Origin of the sequence: Seohaeicola zhoushanensis (assembly GCF_014656415.1) — a bacterium.
GTDB classification, from domain to species: Bacteria; Pseudomonadota; Alphaproteobacteria; order Rhodobacterales; family Rhodobacteraceae; genus Seohaeicola_A; species Seohaeicola_A zhoushanensis.
In genome coordinates, this window is record NZ_BNCJ01000002.1 from 198,046 (window position 1) to 221,135 (window position 23,090).

Annotated in this window: 24 protein-coding genes; 13 read left to right on the plus strand and 11 right to left on the minus strand. The window is 68.7% G+C overall.

Features of this window, described 5'->3' with window-relative positions; translation table 11 throughout:
• Positions 1–7 precede the first annotated feature (7 nt).
• The 7 genes from IE266_RS04975 to rbfA all read right to left on the minus strand — a co-directional run bounded on the left by IE266_RS04975 (position 8) and on the right by rbfA (position 6,306).
• The gene (locus tag IE266_RS04975) at positions 8–1,945 is read right to left on the minus strand and encodes an ATP-binding protein (protein WP_189678942.1); all 1,938 of its coding nucleotides are present in this window, start codon (positions 1,943–1,945) and stop codon (positions 8–10) included.
• A 166-nt stretch (positions 1,946–2,111) separates the two neighbouring features.
• Positions 2,112–3,245: a hypothetical protein gene (locus IE266_RS04980; RefSeq protein WP_373310504.1), complete on the minus strand. Its 1,134-nt coding sequence runs from the start codon at positions 3,243–3,245 to the stop codon at positions 2,112–2,114.
• Complete coding sequence (locus IE266_RS04985) at positions 3,238–3,708, minus strand: hypothetical protein (RefSeq protein ID WP_189678943.1); 471 nt, start codon at positions 3,706–3,708, stop codon at positions 3,238–3,240. The genes IE266_RS04980 and IE266_RS04985 overlap by 8 nt, the downstream gene beginning before the upstream one ends.
• The gene (locus IE266_RS04990; protein ID WP_189678944.1) at positions 3,653–3,895 is read right to left on the minus strand and encodes a type II toxin-antitoxin system Phd/YefM family antitoxin; all 243 of its coding nucleotides are present in this window, start codon (positions 3,893–3,895) and stop codon (positions 3,653–3,655) included. Before IE266_RS04990 ends, IE266_RS04985 begins: the two co-directional genes overlap by 56 nt.
• Positions 3,896–3,967: 72 nt before the next feature.
• Positions 3,968–5,041: a hypothetical protein gene (locus IE266_RS04995; protein ID WP_189678945.1), complete on the minus strand. Its 1,074-nt coding sequence runs from the start codon at positions 5,039–5,041 to the stop codon at positions 3,968–3,970.
• A 138-nt stretch (positions 5,042–5,179) separates the two neighbouring features.
• Complete coding sequence (locus IE266_RS05000; RefSeq protein WP_373310505.1) at positions 5,180–5,914, minus strand: phosphodiester glycosidase family protein; 735 nt, start codon at positions 5,912–5,914, stop codon at positions 5,180–5,182.
• Positions 5,911–6,306, minus strand: coding sequence for a 30S ribosome-binding factor RbfA (gene rbfA / locus IE266_RS05005; RefSeq protein WP_189678946.1), 396 nt, complete (start codon positions 6,304–6,306; stop codon positions 5,911–5,913). Before rbfA ends, IE266_RS05000 begins: the two co-directional genes overlap by 4 nt.
• Before the next feature lie 85 nt (positions 6,307–6,391).
• Here rbfA and dapB point away from each other — a divergent pair, with 85 nt between their 5' ends.
• On the plus strand, positions 6,392–7,201 hold the full coding sequence (dapB, locus tag IE266_RS05010) for a 4-hydroxy-tetrahydrodipicolinate reductase (protein WP_189678947.1): 810 nt from the start codon (positions 6,392–6,394) through the stop codon (positions 7,199–7,201).
• On the opposite strand, the gene IE266_RS05015 is transcribed toward dapB, so the two are convergent.
• Positions 7,171–7,935 carry an SDR family oxidoreductase gene (locus IE266_RS05015; RefSeq protein ID WP_189678948.1) on the minus strand — a complete coding sequence of 255 codons (765 nt, stop codon included), beginning with the start codon at positions 7,933–7,935 and terminating at the stop codon, positions 7,171–7,173. The two genes, dapB and IE266_RS05015, sit on opposite strands and share 31 nt — an antisense overlap.
• A 99-nt stretch (positions 7,936–8,034) precedes the next feature.
• On the opposite strand from IE266_RS05015, the gene IE266_RS05020 reads away from it, so the two are divergent.
• Together IE266_RS05020 and IE266_RS05025 are read left to right on the plus strand one after the other, a co-directional pair.
• The gene (locus IE266_RS05020; RefSeq protein WP_189678949.1) at positions 8,035–8,931 is read left to right on the plus strand and encodes an AraC family transcriptional regulator; all 897 of its coding nucleotides are present in this window, start codon (positions 8,035–8,037) and stop codon (positions 8,929–8,931) included.
• Between the two features lie 49 nt (positions 8,932–8,980).
• Positions 8,981–9,328: a dihydrodipicolinate reductase gene (locus tag IE266_RS05025; protein WP_189678950.1), complete on the plus strand. Its 348-nt coding sequence runs from the start codon at positions 8,981–8,983 to the stop codon at positions 9,326–9,328.
• A gap of 4 nt (positions 9,329–9,332) precedes the next feature.
• Here IE266_RS05025 and IE266_RS05030 read toward each other — a convergent pair whose 3' ends face one another.
• Entirely contained in the window at positions 9,333–9,515 is a 183-nt protein-coding gene (locus IE266_RS05030) for a DUF1674 domain-containing protein (RefSeq protein ID WP_189678951.1), read from the minus strand.
• Positions 9,516–9,581: 66 nt separating this feature from the next.
• Here IE266_RS05030 and IE266_RS05035 point away from each other — a divergent pair, with 66 nt between their 5' ends.
• The 10 genes from IE266_RS05035 (at position 9,582) to IE266_RS05080 (ending at position 20,860) form a co-directional block, all read left to right on the plus strand.
• On the plus strand, positions 9,582–10,856 hold the full coding sequence (locus IE266_RS05035) for an RsmB/NOP family class I SAM-dependent RNA methyltransferase (RefSeq protein ID WP_268249744.1): 1,275 nt from the start codon (positions 9,582–9,584) through the stop codon (positions 10,854–10,856).
• Positions 10,857–10,957: 101 nt separating this feature from the next.
• Positions 10,958–12,700: a heparinase II/III family protein gene (locus IE266_RS05040; protein ID WP_189678952.1), complete on the plus strand. Its 1,743-nt coding sequence runs from the start codon at positions 10,958–10,960 to the stop codon at positions 12,698–12,700.
• 235 nt (positions 12,701–12,935) lie between these two features.
• Positions 12,936–14,525, plus strand: a complete 1,590-nt coding sequence (gene purH / locus IE266_RS05045) for a bifunctional phosphoribosylaminoimidazolecarboxamide formyltransferase/IMP cyclohydrolase (RefSeq protein ID WP_189678953.1) — start codon at positions 12,936–12,938, stop codon at positions 14,523–14,525.
• A gap of 6 nt (positions 14,526–14,531) precedes the next feature.
• Positions 14,532–15,017 carry a signal peptidase II gene (gene lspA, locus IE266_RS05050; RefSeq protein WP_189678954.1) on the plus strand — a complete coding sequence of 162 codons (486 nt, stop codon included), beginning with the start codon at positions 14,532–14,534 and terminating at the stop codon, positions 15,015–15,017.
• Positions 15,018–15,067: 50 nt separating this feature from the next.
• Positions 15,068–15,586: a DUF3035 domain-containing protein gene (locus IE266_RS05055; protein ID WP_189678955.1), complete on the plus strand. Its 519-nt coding sequence runs from the start codon at positions 15,068–15,070 to the stop codon at positions 15,584–15,586.
• Between the two features lie 130 nt (positions 15,587–15,716).
• Complete coding sequence (locus IE266_RS05060; protein ID WP_373310535.1) at positions 15,717–17,015, plus strand: M16 family metallopeptidase; 1,299 nt, start codon at positions 15,717–15,719, stop codon at positions 17,013–17,015.
• A complete protein-coding gene (locus IE266_RS05065) occupies positions 17,012–18,328 on the plus strand; it encodes a M16 family metallopeptidase (protein ID WP_189678957.1) in 1,317 nt (438 codons plus the stop codon). The genes IE266_RS05060 and IE266_RS05065 overlap by 4 nt, the downstream gene beginning before the upstream one ends.
• Before the next feature lie 56 nt (positions 18,329–18,384).
• Positions 18,385–19,647, plus strand: a complete 1,263-nt coding sequence (locus IE266_RS05070; RefSeq protein ID WP_189678958.1) for a SulP family inorganic anion transporter — start codon at positions 18,385–18,387, stop codon at positions 19,645–19,647.
• Between the two features lie 45 nt (positions 19,648–19,692).
• Positions 19,693–20,490 (plus strand): PaaX family transcriptional regulator C-terminal domain-containing protein, encoded by a 798-nt coding sequence (locus IE266_RS05075; RefSeq protein ID WP_189678959.1) that lies wholly within the window; start codon positions 19,693–19,695, stop codon positions 20,488–20,490.
• 31 nt (positions 20,491–20,521) lie between these two features.
• Positions 20,522–20,860, plus strand: coding sequence for a DUF2794 domain-containing protein (locus IE266_RS05080; protein WP_189678960.1), 339 nt, complete (start codon positions 20,522–20,524; stop codon positions 20,858–20,860).
• Between the two features lie 2 nt (positions 20,861–20,862).
• Here IE266_RS05080 and IE266_RS05085 read toward each other — a convergent pair whose 3' ends face one another.
• Both IE266_RS05085 and IE266_RS05090 read right to left on the minus strand, forming a co-directional pair.
• Positions 20,863–21,678 carry a C40 family peptidase gene (locus IE266_RS05085; RefSeq protein WP_189678961.1) on the minus strand — a complete coding sequence of 272 codons (816 nt, stop codon included), beginning with the start codon at positions 21,676–21,678 and terminating at the stop codon, positions 20,863–20,865.
• Complete coding sequence (locus tag IE266_RS05090) at positions 21,675–23,057, minus strand: leucyl aminopeptidase family protein (RefSeq protein WP_189678962.1); 1,383 nt, start codon at positions 23,055–23,057, stop codon at positions 21,675–21,677. Before IE266_RS05090 ends, IE266_RS05085 begins: the two co-directional genes overlap by 4 nt.
• Positions 23,058–23,090: the final 33 nt, after the last annotated feature.

The window sequence follows — 23,090 nt, forward strand, 5'->3', positions numbered from 1 at the left end:
GCCAGCGTCAGGCCTTCCCCTCCAGATACCTCTTCTTCGCCTCCTCTGTTCGTCCGAACTCCCGGACCATGTTGTCGATTGCCACCTCATCCGACTTGTCCGCATAGCGGAACTCGGAATCGGCATAGCGATTGATCTCCTGGATCACCATCTCGACCGTGATCGGCTGGCGCAGCTCCGCGATCATCGCCTTCTTCTCGTCGTAGGATTTGAACAGGAACAGCTCGGGGTTCTCCATCCATTCGTCCGGCAGCTCGAAGTCCATCGCCCGCACCTTGATCGCGTCGGTGATGTTCTTGATCGCGCGCCCCGTGAAGCGTTCGTCGGCTTCCTGGATCGCCTTGAGATAGGTCCCCAGCTTGGCAATCGTATCCAGCGCGCCGACCTGCGCGTGGACCTTGTCGAAGACCGCTATCAGCCCCTCCTCATGCGGCCTGGAATGGCTCTCGAAACTGGCCGCCACCGCCTTCTTGATCTCCTGCGCGGCAAACAACTCATGCGCCCCCAGCGGGATCGAGTGGTTCTTGCCCATCAGGAGCGACAGGATGTCGATGTAATCCTCGCGCGTCTGCGGCCCATCGACCAGGAACCGCGCCCCGGCGCGCTGGCGCAGGGCGTCGTCGACGTTCTCGGGGTAGTTCGAGAACATGCCGAAGGTGCAATTGCCCCGCACCACCGTGTTCGCCCCGGCAAAGCTCTCCATCAGCACCGCCGTGATCTCCAGCTGCCCGGCGCTGGACTGCCGGTCGCCGCGCTTGCCGGCCAGCTGGTCGATGTCGTCGATGGTGCCGAAGCCGATCACCGTGGGGTCGAGCACGTTGTTGATGAAGGCCTTGGCGTTCTGCCCCGACTTGCCCTGGTAGCTGTCGATATTGTCGACGCTCAGGTTCTGGTAGCGGAACGGATAGCCCGCGTTCTGGCAGTAATCGTTGATGAGGCCGGCCATCATCTGGATCAGCGTGGTCTTGCCGGTGCCGGGCTTGCCATCGCCCATGAAGGTGAAGATGAAGCCGCCGAGTTCCGCAAAGGGGTTCAGCCGGCGCTCGAAATCATAGGCCATCAGCATCTTGCTGAGCTTCATCGCCTGGTATTTGGCGATATGGTTGCCGACCACCTCGTTCGGCTTCTTGAAGGTCATGGTCAGCGTCGAGGATTTCGCCTTGGACGCCGGGGTGAAGCCGCGGATCGTCAGGTCATCCGCATCGACCTTCCAGGTCGCCCCGGTGAAGGCGCCAAGATGCCCGGCATTCTGGGCGCGCAAGGCGACCTTCTCCATCAGCTGCTCGGCAAAGGCGGCCAGGGTGGCGATCAGCCGGGCGTCGTCGCTGGCATGTGTGGCGATGTCCTGGTCCAGCTCCCAGAGCGCGCCATGCAGGGCCAGCAGGCTGTTGTCGGTCAGGATCTCCTCGACCTCGCCGACCTCGACGCTGACCTCGCTGGCATGGGACGACAGCAGGTAGGCCAGCGCATTGCCGAAGACATGCAGCGCCACCAGCGCCTCGGCGGCGAGCAGTTCGGAAAACTCGGTCCGGCCTGCGGCGGGCAGGTTGCCGGCGAGGTTGGCGCGCTTGAGGTCGGCCAGCGGCGTGGCGGTGGCGAAATTGTCCGTCACCGCCAGCGCGATCGCCACCGCGCGGCGCAGGGCGTTCATCGCGGTCGCCTGGCCGGTCGAGACGATGGCGTCGCCGTCATCGGCCGCCTCGATCCGTTCCAGCAGGCGCACCCCCTCGGGGCGGGCGGTCTGCCGTGTCACCAGCCCCGGCGTGGTCGAACGGAAGGCCCGCCGCGTGCCGATGCCGGACGAGCGTTCCGGGGCAGGGGCGGCGGCGGTCGCCCTGGCGATGCGCGGCGCATGGTCGAAGCCTTCGAGCATGGCCACTGACGCCGCATAGTGCTTGCGGATGTCCTCCTCGCGCAGTTCCATCTGGTCGGCATTCAGGCTCATCTCGGCGCGCTCCCTGTAATTCTTCTCTTCTCAAATACTCCCACCGGAGACGGTCCGGCGGTGGGCCGGGTGGGTGTTCCCGGTAATGGTGCGCCTGAAGGCGCACCCTACGTGGTTCATGCCGTGGTGCCGTAGGGTGCGCCTTCAGGCGCACCTTTCCTAACCGTCAATACCTGAGCACCCGCCCCCCCTCGCCAACCACGAACTTCCGAACGCTGGCGAAGCCCGGCGGGTTGTGCTCGGCCAGCACCTGGAACGGCCGCTGCGGCAGGATGATCATGCGCTCCGTCAGCGTCGCGCCGGTATCCGCACCGCGCCCCGCGAAGGGGTCGAGCGCGAAGACCTCGCGCTCCACCGTGCCGAACCAGCCCGAGCGTTCCTGCTTGACGCTCTCGCTCTGCAACTCCTCGACCGTCCAGACCAGCGCCCAGTCCTGTCCCTCGGGGGCGTCGGCCTCGGCCAGCACCTGGCGCAGCGGCCCGGTCTGGTGGGTGAAGGCGTGGGAATACATCGGCCCGATGTGCCAGCGCCGCAGCCGCTTGGGGTGCAGGTCGTCGAAATCCTCGTCGAACCCCTTGGCGATGGTCAAAAGCTTCAGCCCGCCCAGGGCCTGCGCCATCAGGTGCGCCTGCACCTCGGGCCAGCGGCGCTGGTCCTTGGGCAGGGCGGTGCGCCCGGTGTCCTCGACTTCCATCAGGTAGATCACCGGCAGGTTGGTCTGGGTGTCATAGGCCGCCCAGTGCAGCAGGAAGCGGCGGCGCTCGTCCGAGAGATTGCCGATCCACTGGCTCTCGGGATGGTTCTGCACCCAGAACAGGCTGCCCCGCACCAACTCCTGGTAATACTTCCGCTGCGACAGGGCGAACTGCAGCTTGGTGGGGATCTCGCGCTCGCCGATGATGGTGCGCACCATCTCTTCCTTGAGTTGCTCCTCCGAGGGCATCCCGGCCAGGTGCGAGGCCGCCTGTTGCGCATCATTCGCCATCGTCATCAGCTCCGAGGCGACCGGGAAGCCGCTGTCCGAGGTGTCGATGGTCAGCGAACCGAAGAACCTCCCGGTGTCGCGGCCCACCATCAGGTATTTCAGGCTGAGCGCGCGAAAGGTGTAGGTGAGCGCCACCATGTAGCGCGTGAGGATCGTGACCTCCTCGCGCGTCAGCTTGCCCTCGGCCTCCATCGTCCCGCCGACCCGGCCCAGATGGGACATGATCGTCTCGAACTTCTGGAAGTAGCGGCGGCTGACGAAAGTGTCCGACAGGCCGGTGTGATCGTCGGCGAGGTTGGTGATGTTCTCAGGCATCCGCACGCCCGACCGCGAGAGAGCGCCGTTCCCTCAACGCCTTGATGAATTCGGCCTGGACCTGCTTGAGGAAAGGGGCGCCGATGCGGCCGATCTTCCCCTGCGGCTCGAAGTAGAAGGAGGTTTCCACGATATCCCTGTTATGTTCGTCCAGGATCACCCACATGGGTCGCCCGGTGTCGAGACCGGCGCGGCGCTTTTCCGTCTCGGGAACTTCGAGAGCATGGGCATCCGGCGCGGGCGGCTGCGTCGTGACCGCGAGCAGGACGACCCATGTCCGCCCCTCTGCCTTGCCGATCGTCACGGCAAGGACGCAGGGGCGGGACTTCCTGCCCCCGGACTCGCCCTTACGCGCCTGCCTGGCCCGAAGATAGGGATAGTTCCAGACATCGCCGTGTTGCGCGCCATCAGTCATTTCTGATCGAATCTTCCAGCGCCGCGATGAGCTGCCCGGCTTCGGCATCGGTCAGATCCTCGTTGCGCACCGCGTGGCGCGTATCGCTTCCGGCGATCAGCCGCTCATAGCGTTCGCGGCTCATGAGCACGAAGCGCGGCTTGCCATGCCGGGTGATTTCCACGGCCTCCTGTGCGGCGGCCGACAGCACGTCGCCGGTGTTGTTGGCAAGTTCGGTCGAGGAGTATTCCCGCATATCCGCCTCCGTAATCCCTAAATTACCGATATTAGCTAATTTAGGGATTTTTCGGGATCCTACAAGCTGTCCTCACTCGCCATAGAGGTTCTTGTCATGCTTCTCGACAATCGCCGCAAAGCGGCGGGCAAAGCGTTCGTCGGCCTTGGCCTTGGCCTCCAGCACCTCGCGGGCAAAGACCATGTGGCCCTCGTGCGCTTCCAGCATGTCGGCCATCTTCTGGTTGGTGGCGGTGCCGATGGTGGCCATGGCGGTCTGGGCCTCCTGGTCGGTCTTCACGCCGATCTCGTTGATGCGGTGGGCGACGTCCTGCTGCTGGGCGGTCTTCAGCGACTTTGACAGCGCGTCATACAGCACCACCCGCTGCTTGGTGTCGGTCTGCAGCTTGTTGATCAGCACCATCTGCGTCGCCGCCTGGTTCTGCAGCGAGTCGACCCAGGTCTTGCCCTTCTCGATATAGCGCTCCAGCGTCTGGCTCTTGGCGAGCTTGACCTGCTCCTGCTGCACCATCTCGTTGTATTGCGCGTTCAGTTCGGCCAGTTCCGTCTCCAGCTTGGTGCGCGCCGCGGCGTCCTGCTCCATGCTGATCTTGTTCTCCAGCTCGATGATCTTGGGGTCCATCGCCAGGATATCGGCGCGCAGCGTCTCCAGCTCGCCCACCACCGCCTCGCGCTCGTCCAGCGTGGTCGAGAGGTTCGCGCCCACCTTGGTCTTCTGCTGCTCCAGCATGGCGAGCTGCCCGTCGAGCAGCTTGACGATCACGTCCGACTTGGAGATCAGGTCCTGCAGCTTGTCGTCGATGCTGGCCATGCGCATCCGCTCCTGCCGCATCGAATCCGACTTGGCCTTGGAGAAGATGCCGACGAAGCTCTCCCAGCCGGTCTTGTTGCGCATCTCGTCGAAATCGCGGGAAAAGGCGCTGGTGACGTCGTCGAGGCCCATGATCAGCTCGGCGATGTTGGCGTTCATCACGTCGGTATGCTTGTGCACGTCGTCGAGCGTCGCGTTCTCGATGTCGATGTCGGATTCTCCGGCCTCGATCTTGGCGCGCGCCGCCTCGATCCGGCTGGTCATCGCCTGGATCTCGGCCTGGCTCTTGGCCACCTTCGCCTGAGAGTCGCGTACCAATGCGTCGAAGTCGGCCATTCTCAAACACTCCCGTTGATCGAAATCGTCAGGCCAATATGGGCCCTGTCATGGTAAATTCCATTGCCGCCGGAGCGGTTCCTTGGCGCGAGTTTCGCAAAACGGACCTTGAAAGGAAAGAGAGCAATCGCGCGCCGACTAGTTGCGCGGCGCCACCAGCCCGACGATCGGCCCCATGGCAAAGCCGACATCGCTGCGGCCCAGCTCGGGCGCGTAGAGGCGCGAGATGCTGCCGTCGAGATAGAGCGCGTTCGGCGTGCGCAGGTGGTCGCGGAAGAAGCTGCCGAAGGTGTGGAAGGTGACCGCGCGCTGCGAGATGGCAAAGACCGCGCGGCGGCCGTCGGCGCTGGTGCCGACGCCGTTGCGCACATAGCGCGAGTCGCTGTCGCGCAGGAACCGCGGGTGCAGCTGGCCGCCGATCACCAGCATCGGCCCGGATTGCGTGGCATAGAGGCAGGCGGGCGCGCGGGCGGCGAAGGCCTGGGTCTCGATCACCTCGGCACGGCCGGCGGCGATGCAGAAGACGCCGTTGGGCACCAGCCCGAAGTTGCCCGGCCCGGCGCGGGTGACGAGGCCCGCGCTTTCCTGCCCGTGCTCGACATAGAGCCCCACCGGCGAGCGGTCGGAGTGATACATGCCGGCATTCATCGCGAAGACCAGCTCGCGCCCCTCGGCCTCGAGCGCGCGGTCCACCGCGCCGAACTGGCCATAGGGCCGCCCGTCCGGGCCGTTCAGGAACAGCCGCAGGTCGGCGCCTTCCATCTCGACCTCGCAAACGGTGTAATCGTCGCCCATGTAGCTCACCTCGCGGCAGCCCGCCGCCGCTGGTGCGGCGAGGGCGGCGAGGAAGAGCGCCGCAAGCGCCCGGATCACTCCTCGATGTCGCGGCGCACCGCGTCCTGTTCGAACATCCGGCGGGTGTCGTCGAGGCGGTCGAAGGTCTCGTCCAGCTGGAAACGCAACTCGGGCGCGAACTTCAGCGCCAGCCGGCTCGCCACCTGGCGGCGCAGTTCGGCCTTGTTGCGGGCGAGCAGCTTGAGCACGTCCTCCTGCCCGCGGCCACCCAGCGGCAGCACATAGGCGGTGGCGATCTTCAGATCGGGCGAGGTGCGGACCTCGCCGACGGTGATCGACATGCGGTTCAGGTCGGGGTCGTGCACGTCGCCGCGGGCGAGCACCTCGGAGAGGGCCCGTCGGATCAGTTCGCCGACCCGGAGCTGCCGCTGCGACGGCCCGCCGCCGTCATGTGTTCTGTTGCGTGACATGCCCGACCATCTACGCTCTCGCAGCCCCTTTGCCAAGGAGCGCGCAAACCGCTATGCGGCGGATAAGCGAAAAACGGAGACCGACATGACCCATACCCCCGGACTCGTTGTCACCGGCGCCTCGGGGCGCATGGGGCAGATGCTGATCAGGATGATCGGCGAGAACGACAAGATGCGGCTGGTCGGCGCCGTGGAACGCAAGGGCCACCCCTGGGTCGGCCAGGATATCGGCACCGCCATGGGCGGGCCGGCGCTGGGCGTGACGGTGACGGACGAGGCTGTCGACGCCTTCGCCAAGGCGCAGGGCATCGTCGATTTCACCACCCCCGAGGCCACGCTGGAATTCGCCGCGCTGGCGGCGCAGGCGCGGGCGGTCCACGTGATCGGCACCACCGGCATGACCGAGGAGCAGATCGCCGCGCTGGAACCCGCCGCGCGCCACGCGGTCATCATCCGCTCGGGCAACATGAGCCTGGGCGTGAACCTGCTGGCCCAGTTGACCCGCAAGATCGCCGAAGCCCTGGACGAGGATTTCGACGTCGAGATCGTCGAGTCTCATCACCACCACAAGGTCGACGCGCCCTCGGGCACCGCTCTGATGTTCGGCGAGGCGGCGGCGGCGGGCCGGGGCGTTCAGCTCAGGGACGTGGCCGACCGTGGCCGCGACGGCATCACCGGCGCGCGCCAGAAGGGCCACATTGGCTTCAGCGCCATCCGCGGCGGCGACATCGTGGGCGAGCATGACGTCATGTTCCTCGCCCCCGGCGAGCGCGTCATCCTGCGCCACATCGCCACCGACCGCTCGGTCTTCGCGCGCGGCGCGCTCAAGGCCGCGATCTGGGGTCAGGGCCGCGCGCCGGGGATCTACAGCATGGCCGACGTGCTGGGGCTCTGAGCCGCCAGCGCCACCGCATCCGGCCCCGCCGGCCAGCGCAGGCGCCCGGTTGAATCGCCGACCGCCTGCCAGACCGCCTCGGCCACATCCGCCTCGCGGGTGACCAGCGGCGGGTTGGCGAAGCCGGCGAAGATGGGGGCGGCAAAGGCCGAATAGGACTCGGGGATCAGGTCCTCGACCTTCACGTCGGTATTGGCGGCAAAGCGCGTCGTCGGGGCGTAGCCCGGCTCGACCAGCTTCGCGCGCACCCCGAAATGGCCAAGCTCGTGGGCGAGCGAGCCGGTAAAGCCCTCGATCGCCATCTTGCTCGCCGTGTATGCGGCGGCCAGCGGCATCGGCGCCAGCGTCACGCTCGAGGTCACGTTGACGATGGTGCCGGCGCGGCGGGCGCGCATCTGCGGGATCACCGCCTGGCACATCGCCATCACGCCGAAGGTATTGGTGTCGAACACCCTGCGGACATGCGCCATCGGCGTCGCCTCGAAGGCGCCAACCACGCCGATCCCGGCATTGTTGACCAGCGCGTCGAGCGGGCCGGCGGCCGCAATGGCTGCCGCGATGCTGTCGGCCCTGGTCACATCGAGCGCCAGCAGGCGCAGGTGGTCCGAGGCGGGCAGGGGGCTGGCCTCGGGGCGGCGCATGGTGGCGATCACCTCCCAGCCTTCGTCCAGAAAGCGGCGGGCGGTTTCCAGTCCGTAGCCGGACGAGCAGCCGGTGATGAGGATGGTGGGCATGTCGAACTCCTGTCTTTGCTGTTGACAGGGCAGAGATAACCGGCAGGATCAGGACTATCATCCACGCATGATCCAGTTTTGCTTTGCAATAGTCCGAAAATGTCCGATCCGCTCTCCCAGGTCATACAGCTGCTGCGCCCCCGCGCCGTGCAGGCCAAGACGATCAGCGGCGCCGGCCGCTGGGGCGTGCGCTATGCAACCTTCGGCGCGCCGGGCTTTTGCGCGGTGACCGAGGGGCGCTGCCGGCTGGCGGTCGAGGGCGCGCCGCCGCTGGTGTTGGAGGCGGGTGATTTCGTGCTGCTGCCGGCCACTCCGGCCTTCGAGATGTCGGGCTTCGATCTCGTCCATCCCCGGCTGGTCGATCCCCACCAGTTGCCCGCAACCATCGACGAGATACGGCACGGCCGCCCCGACGGCCCGCCCGACGTGCGGCTCTATGGCGGTTATTTCGAGTTCGGCTCGCCCGATGCCGGGCTGCTGGTGGCGCTGCTCCCCGCCCAGATCCATATCCGGGGCCTGCCCCGCCTGACCGAACTCGTTCGCATGGTCGGCGAGGAGGCCACGCGGCAGGAGGCGGGGCGCGAGCTTATCCTCGCCCGGCTGGTCGAGATCCTGCTGATCGAGGCACTGCGCGCCGAACCGGGCCGCGACGCCCCGCCGGGCCTGCTGCGCGGTCTCGCCGATGCCCGCATCGCCCAGGCGCTTCGGGCAATGCACGGCGATGCCGAGCGCGGCTGGACGGTGACGGACCTCGCCCGCGCGGCGGGCATGTCGCGCTCGGCCTTCTTCGACCGGTTTGCCCGGACTGTCGGCCTGCGCCCGATGGAATACCTGCTGTCCTGGCGCATGGCGCTGGCCAAGGACCTGCTGCGCGCGGGCCACCTGCCACTCGACGAGGTGGCGCGGCGGATCGGGTATGGCTCGGCCAGCACCTTCAGCACTGCCTTCAGTCGCCATGTCGGCCAGCCGCCGGGCCGTTTCATGCGCGCCGCGTGATCCAGTCGGGCCGCTCGGCCGTATCGGTCACAGAAATCGGACCGATGCCATGCTCAAGCCGTTCTCGCTCATGCTCCTCTGCGCCACCCCGGCGCAGGCCGAATACGCCAAGATTGCCGACGCCGAGCAGTTCCGCGCGCTCGTCGCAGGCAAGACACTGACCCGCCCGCTAATCCGGCTGGAGGTCTCGCCCGCCGGCACCATCAGCGGCACCGGCGCGCGCTGGGAGGTCTCGGGCCGCTGGACCTGGCAGGACGGCTACTTCTGCCGCGACCTGAACTGGGGCGGCGACGATCTCGGTTACAACTGCCAGGAGGTGCGGGTGAAGGGCAGCCGCATCCGCTTCACCTCGGACAGGGGCAAGGGGCCCTCGGCCGAATTCCGTCTGAACGACTGACCGTTCAGAAGTCGATGGCGATGCCCTTCTTCTCCCAGTCGCCATAGCGGGCCGGATCGGGGCCGTCGCGCCCGCCAAGTTCCTTCGGTGGCTTCGGCGCGGCCTCGGCGGCCTTGCGGCGTTCCGCGGCCTCGGCCAGCGCGCGCTGGGCGGCAGGGGGCAGATCGGGGCGGGCTTCGTCGCTCATTTGGCTTCCTTTGCAGGGACTGCCCTGTTATAGGCCGCTCTTCCCGAGGGGCAAGGTTCCAGCGCGTTGAAAGACAACAAGACCATTACCGGCGCAAGGGCCGGAGCGATCTACCTGCTCGACCAGGTGCTGGGCGAGCAACACCGCCTGATGTCCGAATTGCAGGGCTTCGGCGCGCTTGACGGGCTCGACCCGGCCGACCGCGCGCGGGCAAACCGGCTGGCGCTCGACACGCTGCGCGGGCTGGAACGCGCCGACCGGATGCTGGCGAAATACCTGCGCAAGCCGCCGCCGCTGACGGTGAAGAACGCGCTGCGCGTCGGCACGGTGGAACTCTGCGCCGGCGAGGCCGCGCATGGGGTGGTCAACGCGATGGTCGGCCTTGTCGGCGCCGACCGCGCCACGGCGGGCCTCAAGGGGCTGGTCAACGCCGTGCTGCGCAAGATCGCCGCCGAAGGGCCCGAGGCCTGGAACGCCCTGCGCGTGCCCCGCCTGCCTGACTGGCTGCGCGGCCCGCTGATCGACGCCTGGGGCACGCCCGCGGTCAACGCCATGGAAGCCGCCCATTTCGCCGGTGCGCCGCTCGACCTCACGCTGAAACCGGCGGCGACAGTCGAGATCCCCGGCGCCGAGCTGCTGCCGACCGGCTCGCTCCGGCTGGCCCAGCCGGGCCAGATCACCGCGCTGCCGGGCTATGACAGCGGCGACTGGTGGGTGCAGGATGCCGCCGCCGCGCTGCCCGCGCGCATCCTCGACGCGCAACCGGGCGAGCGGGTGCTCGACCTCTGCGCCGCGCCGGGCGGCAAGACCATGCAGCTCGCCGCCGCCGGGGCCGAGGTCACGGCGCTCGACCTCTCCGACCAGCGGCTGAAGCGGTTGCAGGCCAACCTCGTCCGCACCGGCCTGTCGGCGCAGGTCGTCGTCGGCGACGCGCTGGAGCACCAGGGCCAGTATGACGCCGTGCTGCTCGACGCGCCCTGTTCCGCAACCGGCACGATCCGACGCCACCCCGACCTGCCGCACGCCCGTGTCGGCGACGAGATCGGCGGGCTGATCGAGCTGCAGTCGCAGATGCTGGCCCATGCCTGGACGCTGGTGCGCCCCGGCGGACGGCTGGTCTATTGCACCTGCTCGCTGATCCCCGACGAAGGCGAGGTGCAGGTCGAGGAGGCGCTCGCCGCCTATCCCGACATGCGCGCCGACCGCGCGGCGCTGGGCCTGCCCGGCGTCCACCCGCAATGGCTGACCGAGGAGGGCGGGCTGCGGCTGCGTCCCGACTACTGGCCCGAGCGCGGCGGCATGGACGGCTTCTACATCGCCTGCCTGCGCAAGTCCGGCTGATCGCCGCCGCCCGTTTCGGGCGGGGCGAAACAGCGGTGACTTGCAGCCGCTTTGACGATATGCTGCCCGAAAGACGCCGGAGAGCGTGAGAGGCAGAGCGCATGTCGACCCCCGATACCCTTGCCGGACGGCGGTTGCGGTTCCTGAACCGCCTCTACGCGCGCATGAGCAGCCGGCAGAAGGCGGTCAAGGGCTTCGTCTCGCAGCCCGAACCGCGCACCGTGGGCAGTTTCGCGCGGGGCCGGCAACTGATCGCGGGCAATATCCTCTTCGCCGGCTACCTGGTCGAAAGCCCGAACACCGGTCTGTGGGAGGTCGAGGCCCCGACCGCCGCCTTCGACCGCGAGCGCCACGGCTTCGCCTGGCTCGACGATCTTGCCGCGGTGGGCGACATGGCGGCGCGCGCCAAGGCGCAACGCTGGCTCTGGGGCTGGATCGAGGCCTATGGCAACGGCACCGGGCCGGGCTGGACGCCCGACCTGACCGGACGCCGGGTGATCCGCTGGATCAACCACGCCATCTTCCTGCTGCGCGGGCAGAGCCGCGAGCAGAGCGAGGCCTTTTTCCGCGCGCTGGCCGCGCAGACCTGGTTCCTGTCGAAACGCTGGAACGCCGCCGCGCCGGGCCTGGCGCGTTTCGAGGCGCTGACCGGGCTGGTCTTCTCGGGCCTCTCGCTGGAGGGGCGCGAGGAGATGGCCGATCCGGCGGTCAAGGCGCTGGCGCAGGAATGCGCCACACAGATCGACGCCCAGGGCGGCCTGCCGACGCGCAACCCCGAAGAGCTGCTCGAGGTCTTCACCCTGCTGAACTGGGCCGCCGCGGTGCTGCACGAGGTGGGCCGGGGCGCGCCGCACGCCCATACCGCGGCGATCGAGCGGATCGCGCCGACCCTGCGCGCGCTGCGCCATGCCGACGGCGGGCTGGCCCGGTTCCACGGCGGCGGGCGCGGGCTGGAAGGGCGGCTCGACCACGCGCTGGCGGCCAGCCACGTCAAGCCGGGCGAGCCGAAGGGCCTGTCGATGGGCTATGCCAGGATGAGCGCGCGGCGCACCAGCGTCATCATCGACGCGGCGGTGCCGCCCTCGGGCGCGGCGGCGGGCAATGCCCATGCCTCGACCCTGGCCTTCGAGCTGACCTCGGGCCGGCGGCCGCTGGTGGTCAACTGCGGCTCGGGCGTCTCCTTCGGCGCGGAATGGCGCCGGGCAGGGCGGGCAACGCCCTCGCATTCGACGCTCTGCATCGAGGGCTATTCCAGCGGCCGTCTCGTCGCCGACCCGCGCGATCCGGGCATCGAGTCACTGCGCGACACCGCGACCAGGGTGCCGATCGAGCTTTCGGACATGGCCGACGGGCTGCGCTTTCGCGGCGGCCATGACGGCTATGTGAAGAACTTCGGCCTGACCCATGCACGCACGCTCGAGCTGGCCTTCGACGGGCGCGGCATGGCGGGCGAGGACATGCTGCTGGCGCTCGAAGATGCGGACAAGCGCCGCTTTGACAAGGCGATGGATGCCGTGAACCTCGCCGGGATCGGCTTCGACATCCGCCTGCACCTGCATCCCGATGTCGACGCCACGCTCGACCTCGGCGGCGCGGCGGTCTCCATGGCGCTGAAGAGCGGCGAGATCTGGGTGTTCCGCCACGATGGGGCCTTCGACCTGGCGCTGGAGCCGAGCGTCTACCTCGAGAACGGCCGCCTCAAGCCGCGCGCCACGCGGCAGATCGTGGTCTCGGGGCGGGCGGTCGGCCATGCCACGCGGGTGCGCTGGACGCTGGCCAAGGCGCATGAGACGGCGGTGGCGGTGCGCGACCTGGCGCGCGACGAGCCGGTCTTCGAGAGCTGAGCCGCCGTTTTCCGGCGCGGAAAACGGCCGAAATCCTGCGAGGATTTCGCCTGCGCCCCGGCGCGATCACGAACCGGCCCAACCGCCGCGCCGTTTTCCTCGCCGGAAAACGGTCCGAAATCCGCGACGGATTTCGGCGCCGACGGAACAACTGGCGCGACAAGAAAGGCGGTTAACTCTGCCGCGCAGATGCTCTAAAGGCAGCCGCGACTGCTGCCCCAACCTAGGATCCGTCATGACCGACCTGCACCCCGTCCGCCGCGCCCTGCTTTCCGTCTCCGACAAGACCGGGCTGGCCGAGCTTGGCCATGCCCTGGCCGCCCGCGGGGTGGAACTCGTCAGCACCGGCGGCACCGCCACCGCGCTGCGCGCGGCCGGTCTGGCCGTCAAGGACGTCTCCGAGCTGACCGGCTTTCCCGAGATGATGGACGGCCGCGTCAAGACGCTGCACCCGATGGTCCACGGCGGCCTGCTGGCCCTGCGCGACGACGAGGGCCATGTCGCCGCGATGGAACAGCACGGCATCGGCGCCATCGACCTGCTGGTCGTCAACCTCTACCCCTTCGAGGCCACCGTGGCCAAGGGCGGCGATTACGACGACTGCGTCGAGAACATCGACATCGGTGGCCCGGCGATGATCCGCGCCGCTGCCAAGAACCACGCCTTCGTCAACGTTGTGATCGACACCGAGGACTATGCCGCCTTGTTGGCGGAACTCGAAGCCAACGACGGCTCCACCTCGCTGGCCTTCCGCAAGCGCCTCGCGCTGACCGCCTATGCGCGCACCGCCGCCTATGACGCCGCCGTCTCGACCTGGCTGGCCGGCGCCATCGGCGAGACCACGCCGCGCCGCCGCGCCTTTGCGGGCACGCTCGCGCAGACCCTGCGCTATGGCGAGAACCCGCACCAGTCGGCGGCCTTCTACACCGACGGCTCGGCCCGCCCCGGCGTCGCCACCGCGCGGCAGGTGCAGGGCAAGGAGCTGTCCTACAACAACATCAACGACACCGACGCGGCCTACGAGCTGGTGGCGGAATTCGCGGCGAATGACGCCCCGGCCTGCGCCATCATCAAGCACGCCAACCCCTGCGGCGTCGCAGTGGGCGAGACCCTGCTGCAAGCCTACGAGCGCGCCTTCGACTGCGACCGCACCTCGGCCTTCGGCGGCATCGTTGCGCTGAACCGTCCGCTGGACGCGGTGACCGCGCAGGCGATCTCGGGCATCTTCACCGAGGTGGTGATCGCCCCCGGCGCCGATGACGCCGCGCTGCAGATCTTCGCGGCCAAGAAGAACCTGCGCCTGATGCTGACCGACGCGCTGCCCGATCCTTCGGCGGCAGGGCTGACCTTCCGCCAGGTCGCGGGCGGCTTCCTGGTGCAGGACCGTGACGCGGGCCGCATCGCCCAGAACGACCTCAAGGTCGTGACCAAACGCGCGCCCACCGCGCAGGAGATGGCCGACCTGCTCTTCGCCTGGAAGGTCGCCAAGCACGTCAAGTCCAACGCCATCGTCTATGCCCGTGACGGCGCGACCGTCGGCGTCGGCGCCGGCCAGATGAGCCGGGTCGACAGCGCCGCCATCGCCGCCATCAAGGCGCAGCGCATGGCCGACGCGCTCGGCCTGCCGGAAAGCCTCGCCAAGGGCGCCGTGGTCGCCTCCGACGCCTTCTTCCCCTTCGCCGACGGGCTGATGGAGGCGGCGGCGGCCGGGGCGACGGCGGTAATCCAGCCGGGCGGCTCGATGCGCGACGCCGAGGTCATCGCGGCGGCCGACGAGGCCGGGCTGGCGATGGTCTTCACCGGCATGCGCCACTTCCGGCACTGAGCGGCGATGCGGGCGCTCTCCCTCGCCGCGCTGGTCGCGCTGCTGCTCGACCAGGCCAGCAAATACGCGGTGGTGCACGCGATGGGGCTGGCCACGCGCCACCAGATCGACGTGCTGCCGCCGCTGCTGACCTTCCGCTACGGCGAGAACCGGGGCATCAACTTCGGCCTCCTCGACGGCGACAGCGACGCCGCGCGCTGGGTGCTGATCGTCTTCTCGCTGATCGTGGTCGGGGCGGTGCTGGTCTGGGTGCGCCGCAGCCACGCCAGCAACCTGCCGCTGCTGATCGGCGCCGGGTTGCTGATCGGTGGCGCGCTGGGCAACGTGGTCGACCGGCTGGCCTATGGCTATGTGCTCGACTTCCTGAACATGTCCTGCTGCACCATCCGCAATCCCTTCGTCTTCAACGTCGCCGATATCTTCATCTTCCTTGGGGCCGGGATGCTGATCCTGTTCGACTCGCGCGCATCCAAGCGCAAAAAGGGATCGTGACCCCGGCGGGGATATGCGTTAAAACCCCGTCAACAGGTGGGAGTGGACCGTTGCGGACTTTGGTGGGATTGGTCGTTCTGGCGCTGGCGGTCGGGGTTTCCGGCTGCTCGAACAAGGGTCTGCACGACCTGCGGCACAACGGTGACGGCCCCGACGAGTTCCTGGTGATGCCGGCCAAGCCGCTGACCATGCCGGTCGAGCTGCGCGCGCTGCCCGAGCCGACGCCGGGCGGCACCAATATCACCGACATCAACCCCAATGCCGAGGCCGTGGCCGCGCTGGGCGGCAAGCCCGACATGCTGGGCCAGACCGCCGTCCCGGCAACCGACGCCGCGCTGCTGGCCCAGGCCAGCCGCTATGGCGTGCCCGCCGACACCCGCGTCGCGCTGGCCGAGGCCGACGCCAAGTTCCGCAAGCGATCGGCGCGCAGCGGCCGCTTCCGGCTGTTCCCGGTCGACCGCTACTCGCAGGCCTATCGCCGCGACAAGATCGACCCGTTCGACGAGACCCAGCGCTGGCGCTACTCGGGCCGCGAGACCCCGACCTCACCGCCGGCGCGCAACCGCTGACGCGCGCTCACGGAATCTTACTTTTCTGCAATCCACTTGAACGCGCCTGCGCGGGGCGTAACTAGTGGGACATGCGAGGAAAGGACCTTTGATGAAACGTGTTCTGACGCCCCTTGTGGCGCTGACGCTGATGTTTGCCGCGCCGGTGCGTGCTAACGAGGCGGTCACGACCTTCACCCTGGACAACGGCATGATGGTGGTGGTGGTCGAGGACCACCGCGCGCCGGTCGTGCAGCAGATGGTCTGGTACCGCGCCGGTTCCGCCGATGAACCCGTGGGCGAGAGCGGGGTGGCCCACTTCCTAGAACACCTGCTGTTCAAGGGCACCGACACGCTCAAGCCGGGCGAGTTCTCGGCCACGGTCGCGGCCAATGGGGGCGAGGACAACGCCTTCACCTCCTACGACTACACCGCCTACTTCCAGCGGGTCGCCGCCGACCGGCTCGGGCTGATGATGAAGATGGAATCCGACCGCATGGTCAACCTGCGCCTGTCCGAGCAGGACATCGTGACCGAGCGCAACGTGATCCTGGAAGAGCGCAACCAGCGCACCGACAACAACCCCCGCGCGCTCTTCGGCGAGCAGGTCAGCGCGGCGCAGTTCCTCAACCACCGCTACGGCACCCCGGTGATCGGCTGGCGGCACGAGATGGAAGAGCTCTCGCTCGCCGACGCGCTCGATTTCTACCGCACCTATTACGCGCCCAACAACGCGATCCTGGTGGTCTCGGGCGACGTGCAGCCGGACGCGGTGAAGACCCTCGCCGAGGAATATTACGGCAAGATCCCCGCCAACCCCGACCTGCCGCAGCGCTACCGCACGCAGGAGCCGCCGCAGACCGCCGCGCGCCGCCTGACCTACCGCGACGCCCGCGTGGCGCAGCCCTACATCAGCCGCTCCTACCTCGCGCCCGAACGCAACAGCGGCGACCAGAAGGAGGCCGCGGCGCTCTCGCTGCTGGCCGAGCTGCTGGGCGGCGGCACCACCTCCTTCCTGACCGAAAAGCTGCAGTTCGACACTCAGACGGCGGTCTATTCCGGTGCCTTCTACAATGGCACCACGCTCGACAAGACGACCTTCGACCTGGTCGTGGTGCCGGCCCCCGGCGTGACGCTGCAACAGGCCGAGGAGGCGATGGACAAGGCGATTGCCGATTTCATGCAGAAGGGCGTCGACGCCGAGATGCTCGACCGCATCAAGATGCAACTCCGCGCTTCGCAGGTTTATGAACGCGACAACGTCAGCAGCATCGGCAACCGCTATGGCCGCGCGCTGGCGGTGGGGCTGACGGTCGAGGACGTGCAGGCCTGGCCCGACGTGCTGCAATCGATCACCGCCGAGGACATCATGAAGGCCGCGCAGGACGTGTTCCGCGACGAAAGCTCGGTCACCGGCTGGCTGATGCGCGATGGGGAGGTTACCCAATGATCCGTTTTGCACTGACCGTCGCGGCCTTCCTCGTCGCGCTGCCGGCCTGGGCCGAGGTGAAGATCCAGGAAGTGACCTCGCCGGGCGGCATCAAGGCCTGGCTGGTCGAGGAACACTCGATCCCCTTCACCGCGCTCGAACTCGGCTTCCGGGGCGGCAATTCGCTCGATGCGCCGGGCAAGCGGGGCGCGACCTACCTGATGACGGCGTTGCTCGAGGAAGGCTCGGCCGAGCTCGACTCGCGCGGTTTCGCCCGCGCGCTCGAAGGGCTCGCGGCCTCGTTCAGCTACAGCTCAAACGACGATTCCGTCGATATCTCGGCCCGCTTCCTGACCGAGAACCGCGACGAGGCGGTGGCCCTGCTGCACCAGTCGATCCACGCGCCGCGCTTTGACCAGGACGCGGTAGACCGGGTGCGCGCGCAGGTGCTCTCGGGGCTGGCCTCCGACGCCAAGGACCCGCGCGACATCGCCGGCAATGCCTTCTCGGCCATGGCCTTCGGCACCCACCCCTATGGCAGCGACGGCAAGGGCACCATCGACTCGGTCACCGCGCTGACCCGCGACGACATGCTCGCCGCGCACAAGGCGGTTTTCGCGCGTGACCGGCTCTATGTCTCGGCCGTGGGCGACATCACCCCCGAGGAGCTGGGCAAACTCCTCGACACGCTGCTGGGCGACCTGCCCGCCACCGGCGCACCGCTGCCGCCCAAGGCAGATGTGACCATCTCGGGCGGCGTCACCGTGATCGACTTCGACACGCCGCAATCGGTGGCGGTCTTCGGCCAGAAGGGGATCGACCGCGACGACAAGGACTTCTTCGCCGCCTATGTGGTGAACCAGATCCTCGGCGCCGGCGGCTTCGAATCCCGCCTGATGAACGAGGTGCGCGAAAAGCGTGGCCTGACCTATGGCGTCTACTCCTACCTCGCGCCCAAGGATCTCGCCTCGGTCTACATGGGCTCGGTCTCCTCGGGGAATGCCACCGTCGCCGAGGCGGTGCAGGTCATCAAGGACGAATGGGCCAAGATGGCGCAGGACGGCGTGACCGAGAAGGAACTGGCCGACGCCAAGACCTATCTCACCGGGGCCTATCCGCTGCGCTTCGACAGCAACGGCGACATCGCCGAGATCCTGCTGGGTATGCAGATGCAGAACCTGCCGATCGACTACATCGCCACCCGCAACGACATGGTGAACGCGGTGACGCTGGACGAGGCAAACCGCGTGGCGCGCGAGTTGCTCGACCCCGCCAACCTGCACTTCGTGGTGGTGGGCAGGCCCGACGGGCTGACCTCGACCGCGAGCAATTGACGCGGGCGCGTAATTTCCATTGCGGCAGATGCGCCGGGCGTTAGGCTCGGCGCATCATGCGTCCCCAGATCCTAAGTACCCTCCCGGTCTATGACAGGCGGCTCTTCACGGCCGACCTGCTGGCCGGCATCAGCGTCGCCATGGTGGCGCTGCCACTCAGCCTCGCCATCGCCATCGCCTCGGGCGCCGATCCCGGCACCGGGCTCATCACGGCCATCGTCGGCGGGCTGCTGATCTCGCTGCTCGGCGGCAGCAAGGTGCAGATCGGCGGGCCGACCGGGGCCTTCATCGTGGTGGTCTACGGCGTCATCGCCAAATACGGCTATGACGGGCTGGTGCTGGCCACGCTGATGGCCGGCATCATCCTGCTGCTGGCCGGCTGGCTGCGCGCCGGCGTGCTGATCGAATATGTCCCCGAACCGGTGGTCAGTGGCTTTACCATGGGCATCGCCGTCATCATCGCCACCAGCCAGATCAAGGACCTTTTCGGCATGTCCATGGCCCATGTGCCGGCGGACTTCCTCGAAAAACTCCCTGCGCTCTGGGAGGCGCGGGCCAGCCTCGGCCCGGTTTCGCTGCTTATCGGGCTGGCGACGATGGTGCTGATCGTTCTCTTCCGCCGCCTCGCCCCCAAGCTGCCGGGACTGATCGTCGCCGTCGGCCTGACCTCGGGCGCGGTGGCGCTGTTCGACCTGCCGGTCGACACCATCCAGTCGCGCTTTGGCGATCTGCCCTCAAGCCTGCCGATGCCCGCGCTGCCGGCGCTGAGCTACGAGCGGGTGGTTGAACTGCTGCCCTCGGCGCTGGTGATCGCCTTCCTGGCCGGGGTCGAGTCGCTGCTCTCCGCCATGGTGGCCGACCGCATGATCGGCGACCGCCACCGCCCCAATGCCGAGGTGATCGCCCAGGGCGCGGCCAATATCGGCTCGGCCCTGTTCGGCGGGTTGCCGGCCACCGGGGCCATCGCGCGCACCGCGACCAACGTGCGCGCCGGTGGGCGCACCCCGGTGGCGGGCATCGTTCACGCGCTGACCGTGCTGCTGGTGATGCTGCTGGCCGCGCCGCTGGCGGGCTATCTGGCGATGCCGGCGCTGGCCGGGCTGCTGATCCTCACCGCCTGGAACATGAGCGAGCCGCACAAGTGGAAGGGCTACATGGCCGCGCGCCGCTCGGACCGGCTGCTGATCGTGATGACACTGCTGCTGACGGTGGTGGCCGACCTCACCGTCGCCATTTCGGTCGGGGTGGCCGTGGGCCTCGCCCTGCGGCTTCGCCGCCGCCATGTGCCGCCCTCGGACTGGCAGACGCCCGAACGCTGAGCCGGTCTTGTGAAGACCGGCCGCGCCGGGTAAGTCCATGCCCCCATGAGCGACCCGATTGCCCCGCTGATCGAAAACCTCCACGCGCAGGGCCGCCTGCGCGTCTGGTCGCTGGTCATCACCGCCTTTGGCGACCTGTTCCAGCATCGCGGCGGCGCGGTCTCCTCGGGGCGGCTTGGCCGCCTGCTGGGCCGCGTCGGGGTCGAGCAGGGCACCATGCGCACCGCCATGTCGCGCCTTGGCCAGGACGGCTGGGTCAGCAGCGAGCGGCGCGGGCGGCTCAGCCTCTACCGCCTCAGCCAGGAGGGGCTCGACACCTTTGCCCCCGCCACCGCCCGCATCTATGCCGCCCCGCGTCGCGCCCCGGTCGCCGAATGGGCGCTGGCCGCCACGCTGACCGGCGGCGCACCCGAGTTGCGGCTGACCCCCGCCGACGAGGCCGGCCCCGCCGACCTGCTGGTGACCGGCCAACTCGCCCGGCTCTCGGACGCCTGGCGCGCCACGCTGCTGCCCGAGGCGCATCGCGCCGCGCTCGACGGGCTGGCGTGCGACCTGCGCGCGCTGCACACTACGGTGATCAGCGACCCGCTCGACGCCGCCGCCGCGCGGATGCTGCTGATCCACCGTTGGCGCCGCATCGTGCTGCGCTACGCCGACCTGCCGCCCGAGCTGATGCCCGCCGACACGCCGCTGGCCGAGCCGCGCCGCCAGGTGGCCGAGACCTATGCCCGCATCGCGCCGCTGGCCGAGACCTGGCTCGATACCGCCGAGGACGACCCCGACCGCCTGCCGCAGGCGGACGGCCGTTTCGCGCTACGCTTCCGGGGCCCGCAACAGGCTTGATTTGCGCGGCGTTTGGCGCAAGTCTTGTGTCATGACGATCCAGCCGCCCTATCCGTTCCCGAACATGCAGGAACAGGTCGCCTTCGACCGCCGCGAGATGCAGGAAATCCTGACGCTCTACGGCCGGATGGTCGCCGCCGGCGAATGGCGCGACTACGGCATTTCCTGCCTGCGCGAGATGGCGGTTTTCTCGGTCTTCCGCCGCACCGCCGAGAACCCGCTCTACCGGATCGAGAAGCATCCCCGCCTGCGTGGCCGGCAGGGAATGTATTCGGTCGTCGGCATGGACGGGCGCATCCTCAAGCGCGGACACGACCTGCGCACGGTGCTCCGCGTGCTCGAACGCAAGCTGATCCGCGCGGTCGAATAGGCCTATCGCCGCCGGTGCGCGATGGGCGGGCCCATCCGCGCCAGACCCTCGGCAATCGGTTCCTCGACCACCGCCATGTAATGCGCATTGGCGTGCAGGATGGTCTCGGGCCCCGACACAGTAACCACATGGCCCGGCCAGAACAGCAGGTCGCCGCGCGCATAGGGCGTGCCCGCCGGCATCTCGGTGCCCAGCCGCACGCGCTGCTGGTCGCTGTCGCCGGGGCAGGGCAGGCCGCAAGCGCGCAGGCTGGCCTGCACCAGCCCCGAACAGTCGATCCCGAAAGCCGAGTTGCCGCCCCAGAGGTAGGGCGTGCCAAGCAGCAGCCGCGCGGCCTCGACCGGGTCGGTCGCGGGGCTGTCGAGCGGCGCGAGATGGCTGGCGGGGATATACCGCTCTTCGTCGGTGACCAGGAACCGCCCCTCGCTGCCGATCACGCAGAGCCGGCTGTTCAGGCTCAGGCTCGTCGGCGCAGGCGTCTTGATATCGGGCGTGGCGAAGGCCAGCGTCATCCGCACCGCGACCCGGTGCGTCGCTGCCGGCCCGTCGTCGAGCGATTTGGTCGCCACCCAGCCGACAAAGCCGCTCAACTCGGCCCGGCCGAAGCTGTAGCCGTTCTTGCGGTCGATCTCGAGAAAGGGCTCGCCCATCAGAAGCTGCCGGTCCAGCCGCCCCGGACCGGCCGCGCGCAGCACGTCGGCGACCGGGTGGCAGATGCGGCGCGTTCGGCCGGGAACATAGCTCTCGGCTTCGACCTTGCCGCGCAGCGATTCATGCGCAACCCGGCCGCTGAACAGCATTTCGCGGGCGTCGCTCATGATGCGGCGATGCCCGGAATTGCCTGCAACAGCGCGCGGATCGCCTGGCCCGAGCCGCCCTTGGGCTGTGCCGGTTCGCTCGACGGCTGCCAGGCGTAGATGTCGAAATGCATGTAGCGCCCGTCTCCGGCGAAACGGCGCAGGAACAGCGCGGCGGTGATCGACCCGGCAAATCCGCCCTCGGGCGCGTTGTCGAGGTCGGCGATGCCCGGCTCGATCTTCTTCTCGTAGGGCGCGTGGAAGGGCATCCGCCAGACCGGGTCGTCGACCGCCTTCGCCGCCTCGGCCAGCCGCGCCGCCGCGTCGTCGTCATCGGTGTAGAAGGGCGCGATATCCGGCCCCACGGCGACGCGCGCCGCGCCGGTGAGGGTGGCCATCGAGATCATCAGGTCGGGCGCCTCCTCGGCCCCCAGCGCCAGCGCATCGGCCAGCACCAGCCTGCCCTCGGCGTCGGTGTTGTTGATCTCGACCGTCAGCCCCTTGCGCGAGGTCAGGATGTCGCCGGGGCGGAAGGCGTTGCCCGCCACCGAGTTCTCGACCGCCGGGATCAGCACGCGCAGCTGCACCGGCAGCTTCAGCGTCATGATCATCGCGGCCAGGCCCAGCACGTTGGCTGCCCCGCCCATGTCCTTCTTCATCAGCTTCATGCTGGCGGCGGGCTTCAGGTCCAGCCCCCCGGTGTCAAAGCAGACGCCCTTGCCGACCAGCGTCAGCTTCGGCCCGCTCTCGCCCCAGCGGAACTCGATCAGCCGCGGCGCGGTGGTCGAGGCGCGGCCCACCGCGTGGATCATCGGGAAGTTCTGCTCCAGCAGGTCGTCGCCCACCACCGACGAGAACCGCGCGCCATGTGCCTGCGCCAGCTCGGCCGCGGCGGCCTCGAGCCGGTCGGGCCCCATGTCCGAGGTCGGGGTGTTGACCAGGTCGCGCACCATCGCCTCGGCGGCGGCAATCGCCTCGATGCGGGCCGCGTCGACGTCCTCCGGCGCCACCAGCCGCACCGCGCGGGGATGCTTCTTGCGGTAGCGGTCGAAGGCATAGTCGCAGAGCAGCCAGCCCAGGCATTCGGTCTCGCGCTCGGGCCCCTCCAGCCCCGAGGCCAGCGCATAGGTGCCCTCGGGCAGCTTCGCCACCGCCGCCGCCAGCGCGAAATGCCCGCGCGCGCGCTCGCGCGCCGAGCCATAGCCCGCCAGCGCCATCGCCGCGAGACCGCCGGCGCCCGGCACCAGCAGCGCCTGGCCGATCTTGCCGGCAAAACCGTTGAGCCGGACCCAGGCCGCAACCTCTGGCGCCTGCCCGTCAAGCCAGGCGTCAAGCGCGGCGGCCTCGATCACGTGCAGGGGCAGGGCGGCATCGGTGGGCGGGGCGAACTGATAGGGCATGTGGGGCCTCTTGCGTCGGAACGGTCGGCGCGC

What these genes read in the sequence shown, in the direction of transcription:
- IE266_RS05090 (WP_189678962.1), bottom strand. Translation starts at nt 23,057, where the DNA reads ATGCCCTATCAGTTCGCCCCGCCCACCGATGCCGCCCTGCCCCTGCAC.
- IE266_RS04990 (WP_189678944.1), bottom strand. Translation starts at nt 3,895, where the DNA reads ATGCGGGAATACTCCTCGACCGAACTTGCCAACAACACCGGCGACGTG.
- IE266_RS05015 (WP_189678948.1), bottom strand. Translation starts at nt 7,935, where the DNA reads ATGCCCACCATCCTCATCACCGGCTGCTCGTCCGGCTACGGACTGGAA.
- purH (WP_189678953.1), top strand. Translation starts at nt 12,936, where the DNA reads ATGACCGACCTGCACCCCGTCCGCCGCGCCCTGCTTTCCGTCTCCGAC.
- IE266_RS04985 (WP_189678943.1), bottom strand. Translation starts at nt 3,708, where the DNA reads ATGCCGAAGCCGGGCAGCTCATCGCGGCGCTGGAAGATTCGATCAGAA.
- IE266_RS05070 (WP_189678958.1), top strand. Translation starts at nt 18,385, where the DNA reads ATGCGTCCCCAGATCCTAAGTACCCTCCCGGTCTATGACAGGCGGCTC.
- IE266_RS04980 (WP_373310504.1), bottom strand. Translation starts at nt 3,245, where the DNA reads ATGCCTGAGAACATCACCAACCTCGCCGACGATCACACCGGCCTGTCG.
- IE266_RS05060 (WP_373310535.1), top strand. Translation starts at nt 15,717, where the DNA reads ATGTTTGCCGCGCCGGTGCGTGCTAACGAGGCGGTCACGACCTTCACC.
- lspA (WP_189678954.1), top strand. Translation starts at nt 14,532, where the DNA reads ATGCGGGCGCTCTCCCTCGCCGCGCTGGTCGCGCTGCTGCTCGACCAG.
- IE266_RS05030 (WP_189678951.1), bottom strand. Translation starts at nt 9,515, where the DNA reads ATGAGCGACGAAGCCCGCCCCGATCTGCCCCCTGCCGCCCAGCGCGCG.
- IE266_RS05025 (WP_189678950.1), top strand. Translation starts at nt 8,981, where the DNA reads ATGCTCAAGCCGTTCTCGCTCATGCTCCTCTGCGCCACCCCGGCGCAG.
- IE266_RS05075 (WP_189678959.1), top strand. Translation starts at nt 19,693, where the DNA reads ATGAGCGACCCGATTGCCCCGCTGATCGAAAACCTCCACGCGCAGGGC.
- IE266_RS05080 (WP_189678960.1), top strand. Translation starts at nt 20,522, where the DNA reads ATGACGATCCAGCCGCCCTATCCGTTCCCGAACATGCAGGAACAGGTC.
- IE266_RS05085 (WP_189678961.1), bottom strand. Translation starts at nt 21,678, where the DNA reads ATGAGCGACGCCCGCGAAATGCTGTTCAGCGGCCGGGTTGCGCATGAA.
- IE266_RS04975 (WP_189678942.1), bottom strand. Translation starts at nt 1,945, where the DNA reads ATGAGCCTGAATGCCGACCAGATGGAACTGCGCGAGGAGGACATCCGC.
- IE266_RS05065 (WP_189678957.1), top strand. Translation starts at nt 17,012, where the DNA reads ATGATCCGTTTTGCACTGACCGTCGCGGCCTTCCTCGTCGCGCTGCCG.
- IE266_RS05020 (WP_189678949.1), top strand. Translation starts at nt 8,035, where the DNA reads ATGTCCGATCCGCTCTCCCAGGTCATACAGCTGCTGCGCCCCCGCGCC.
- IE266_RS05040 (WP_189678952.1), top strand. Translation starts at nt 10,958, where the DNA reads ATGTCGACCCCCGATACCCTTGCCGGACGGCGGTTGCGGTTCCTGAAC.
- IE266_RS04995 (WP_189678945.1), bottom strand. Translation starts at nt 5,041, where the DNA reads ATGGCCGACTTCGACGCATTGGTACGCGACTCTCAGGCGAAGGTGGCC.
- dapB (WP_189678947.1), top strand. Translation starts at nt 6,392, where the DNA reads ATGACCCATACCCCCGGACTCGTTGTCACCGGCGCCTCGGGGCGCATG.
- rbfA (WP_189678946.1), bottom strand. Translation starts at nt 6,306, where the DNA reads ATGTCACGCAACAGAACACATGACGGCGGCGGGCCGTCGCAGCGGCAG.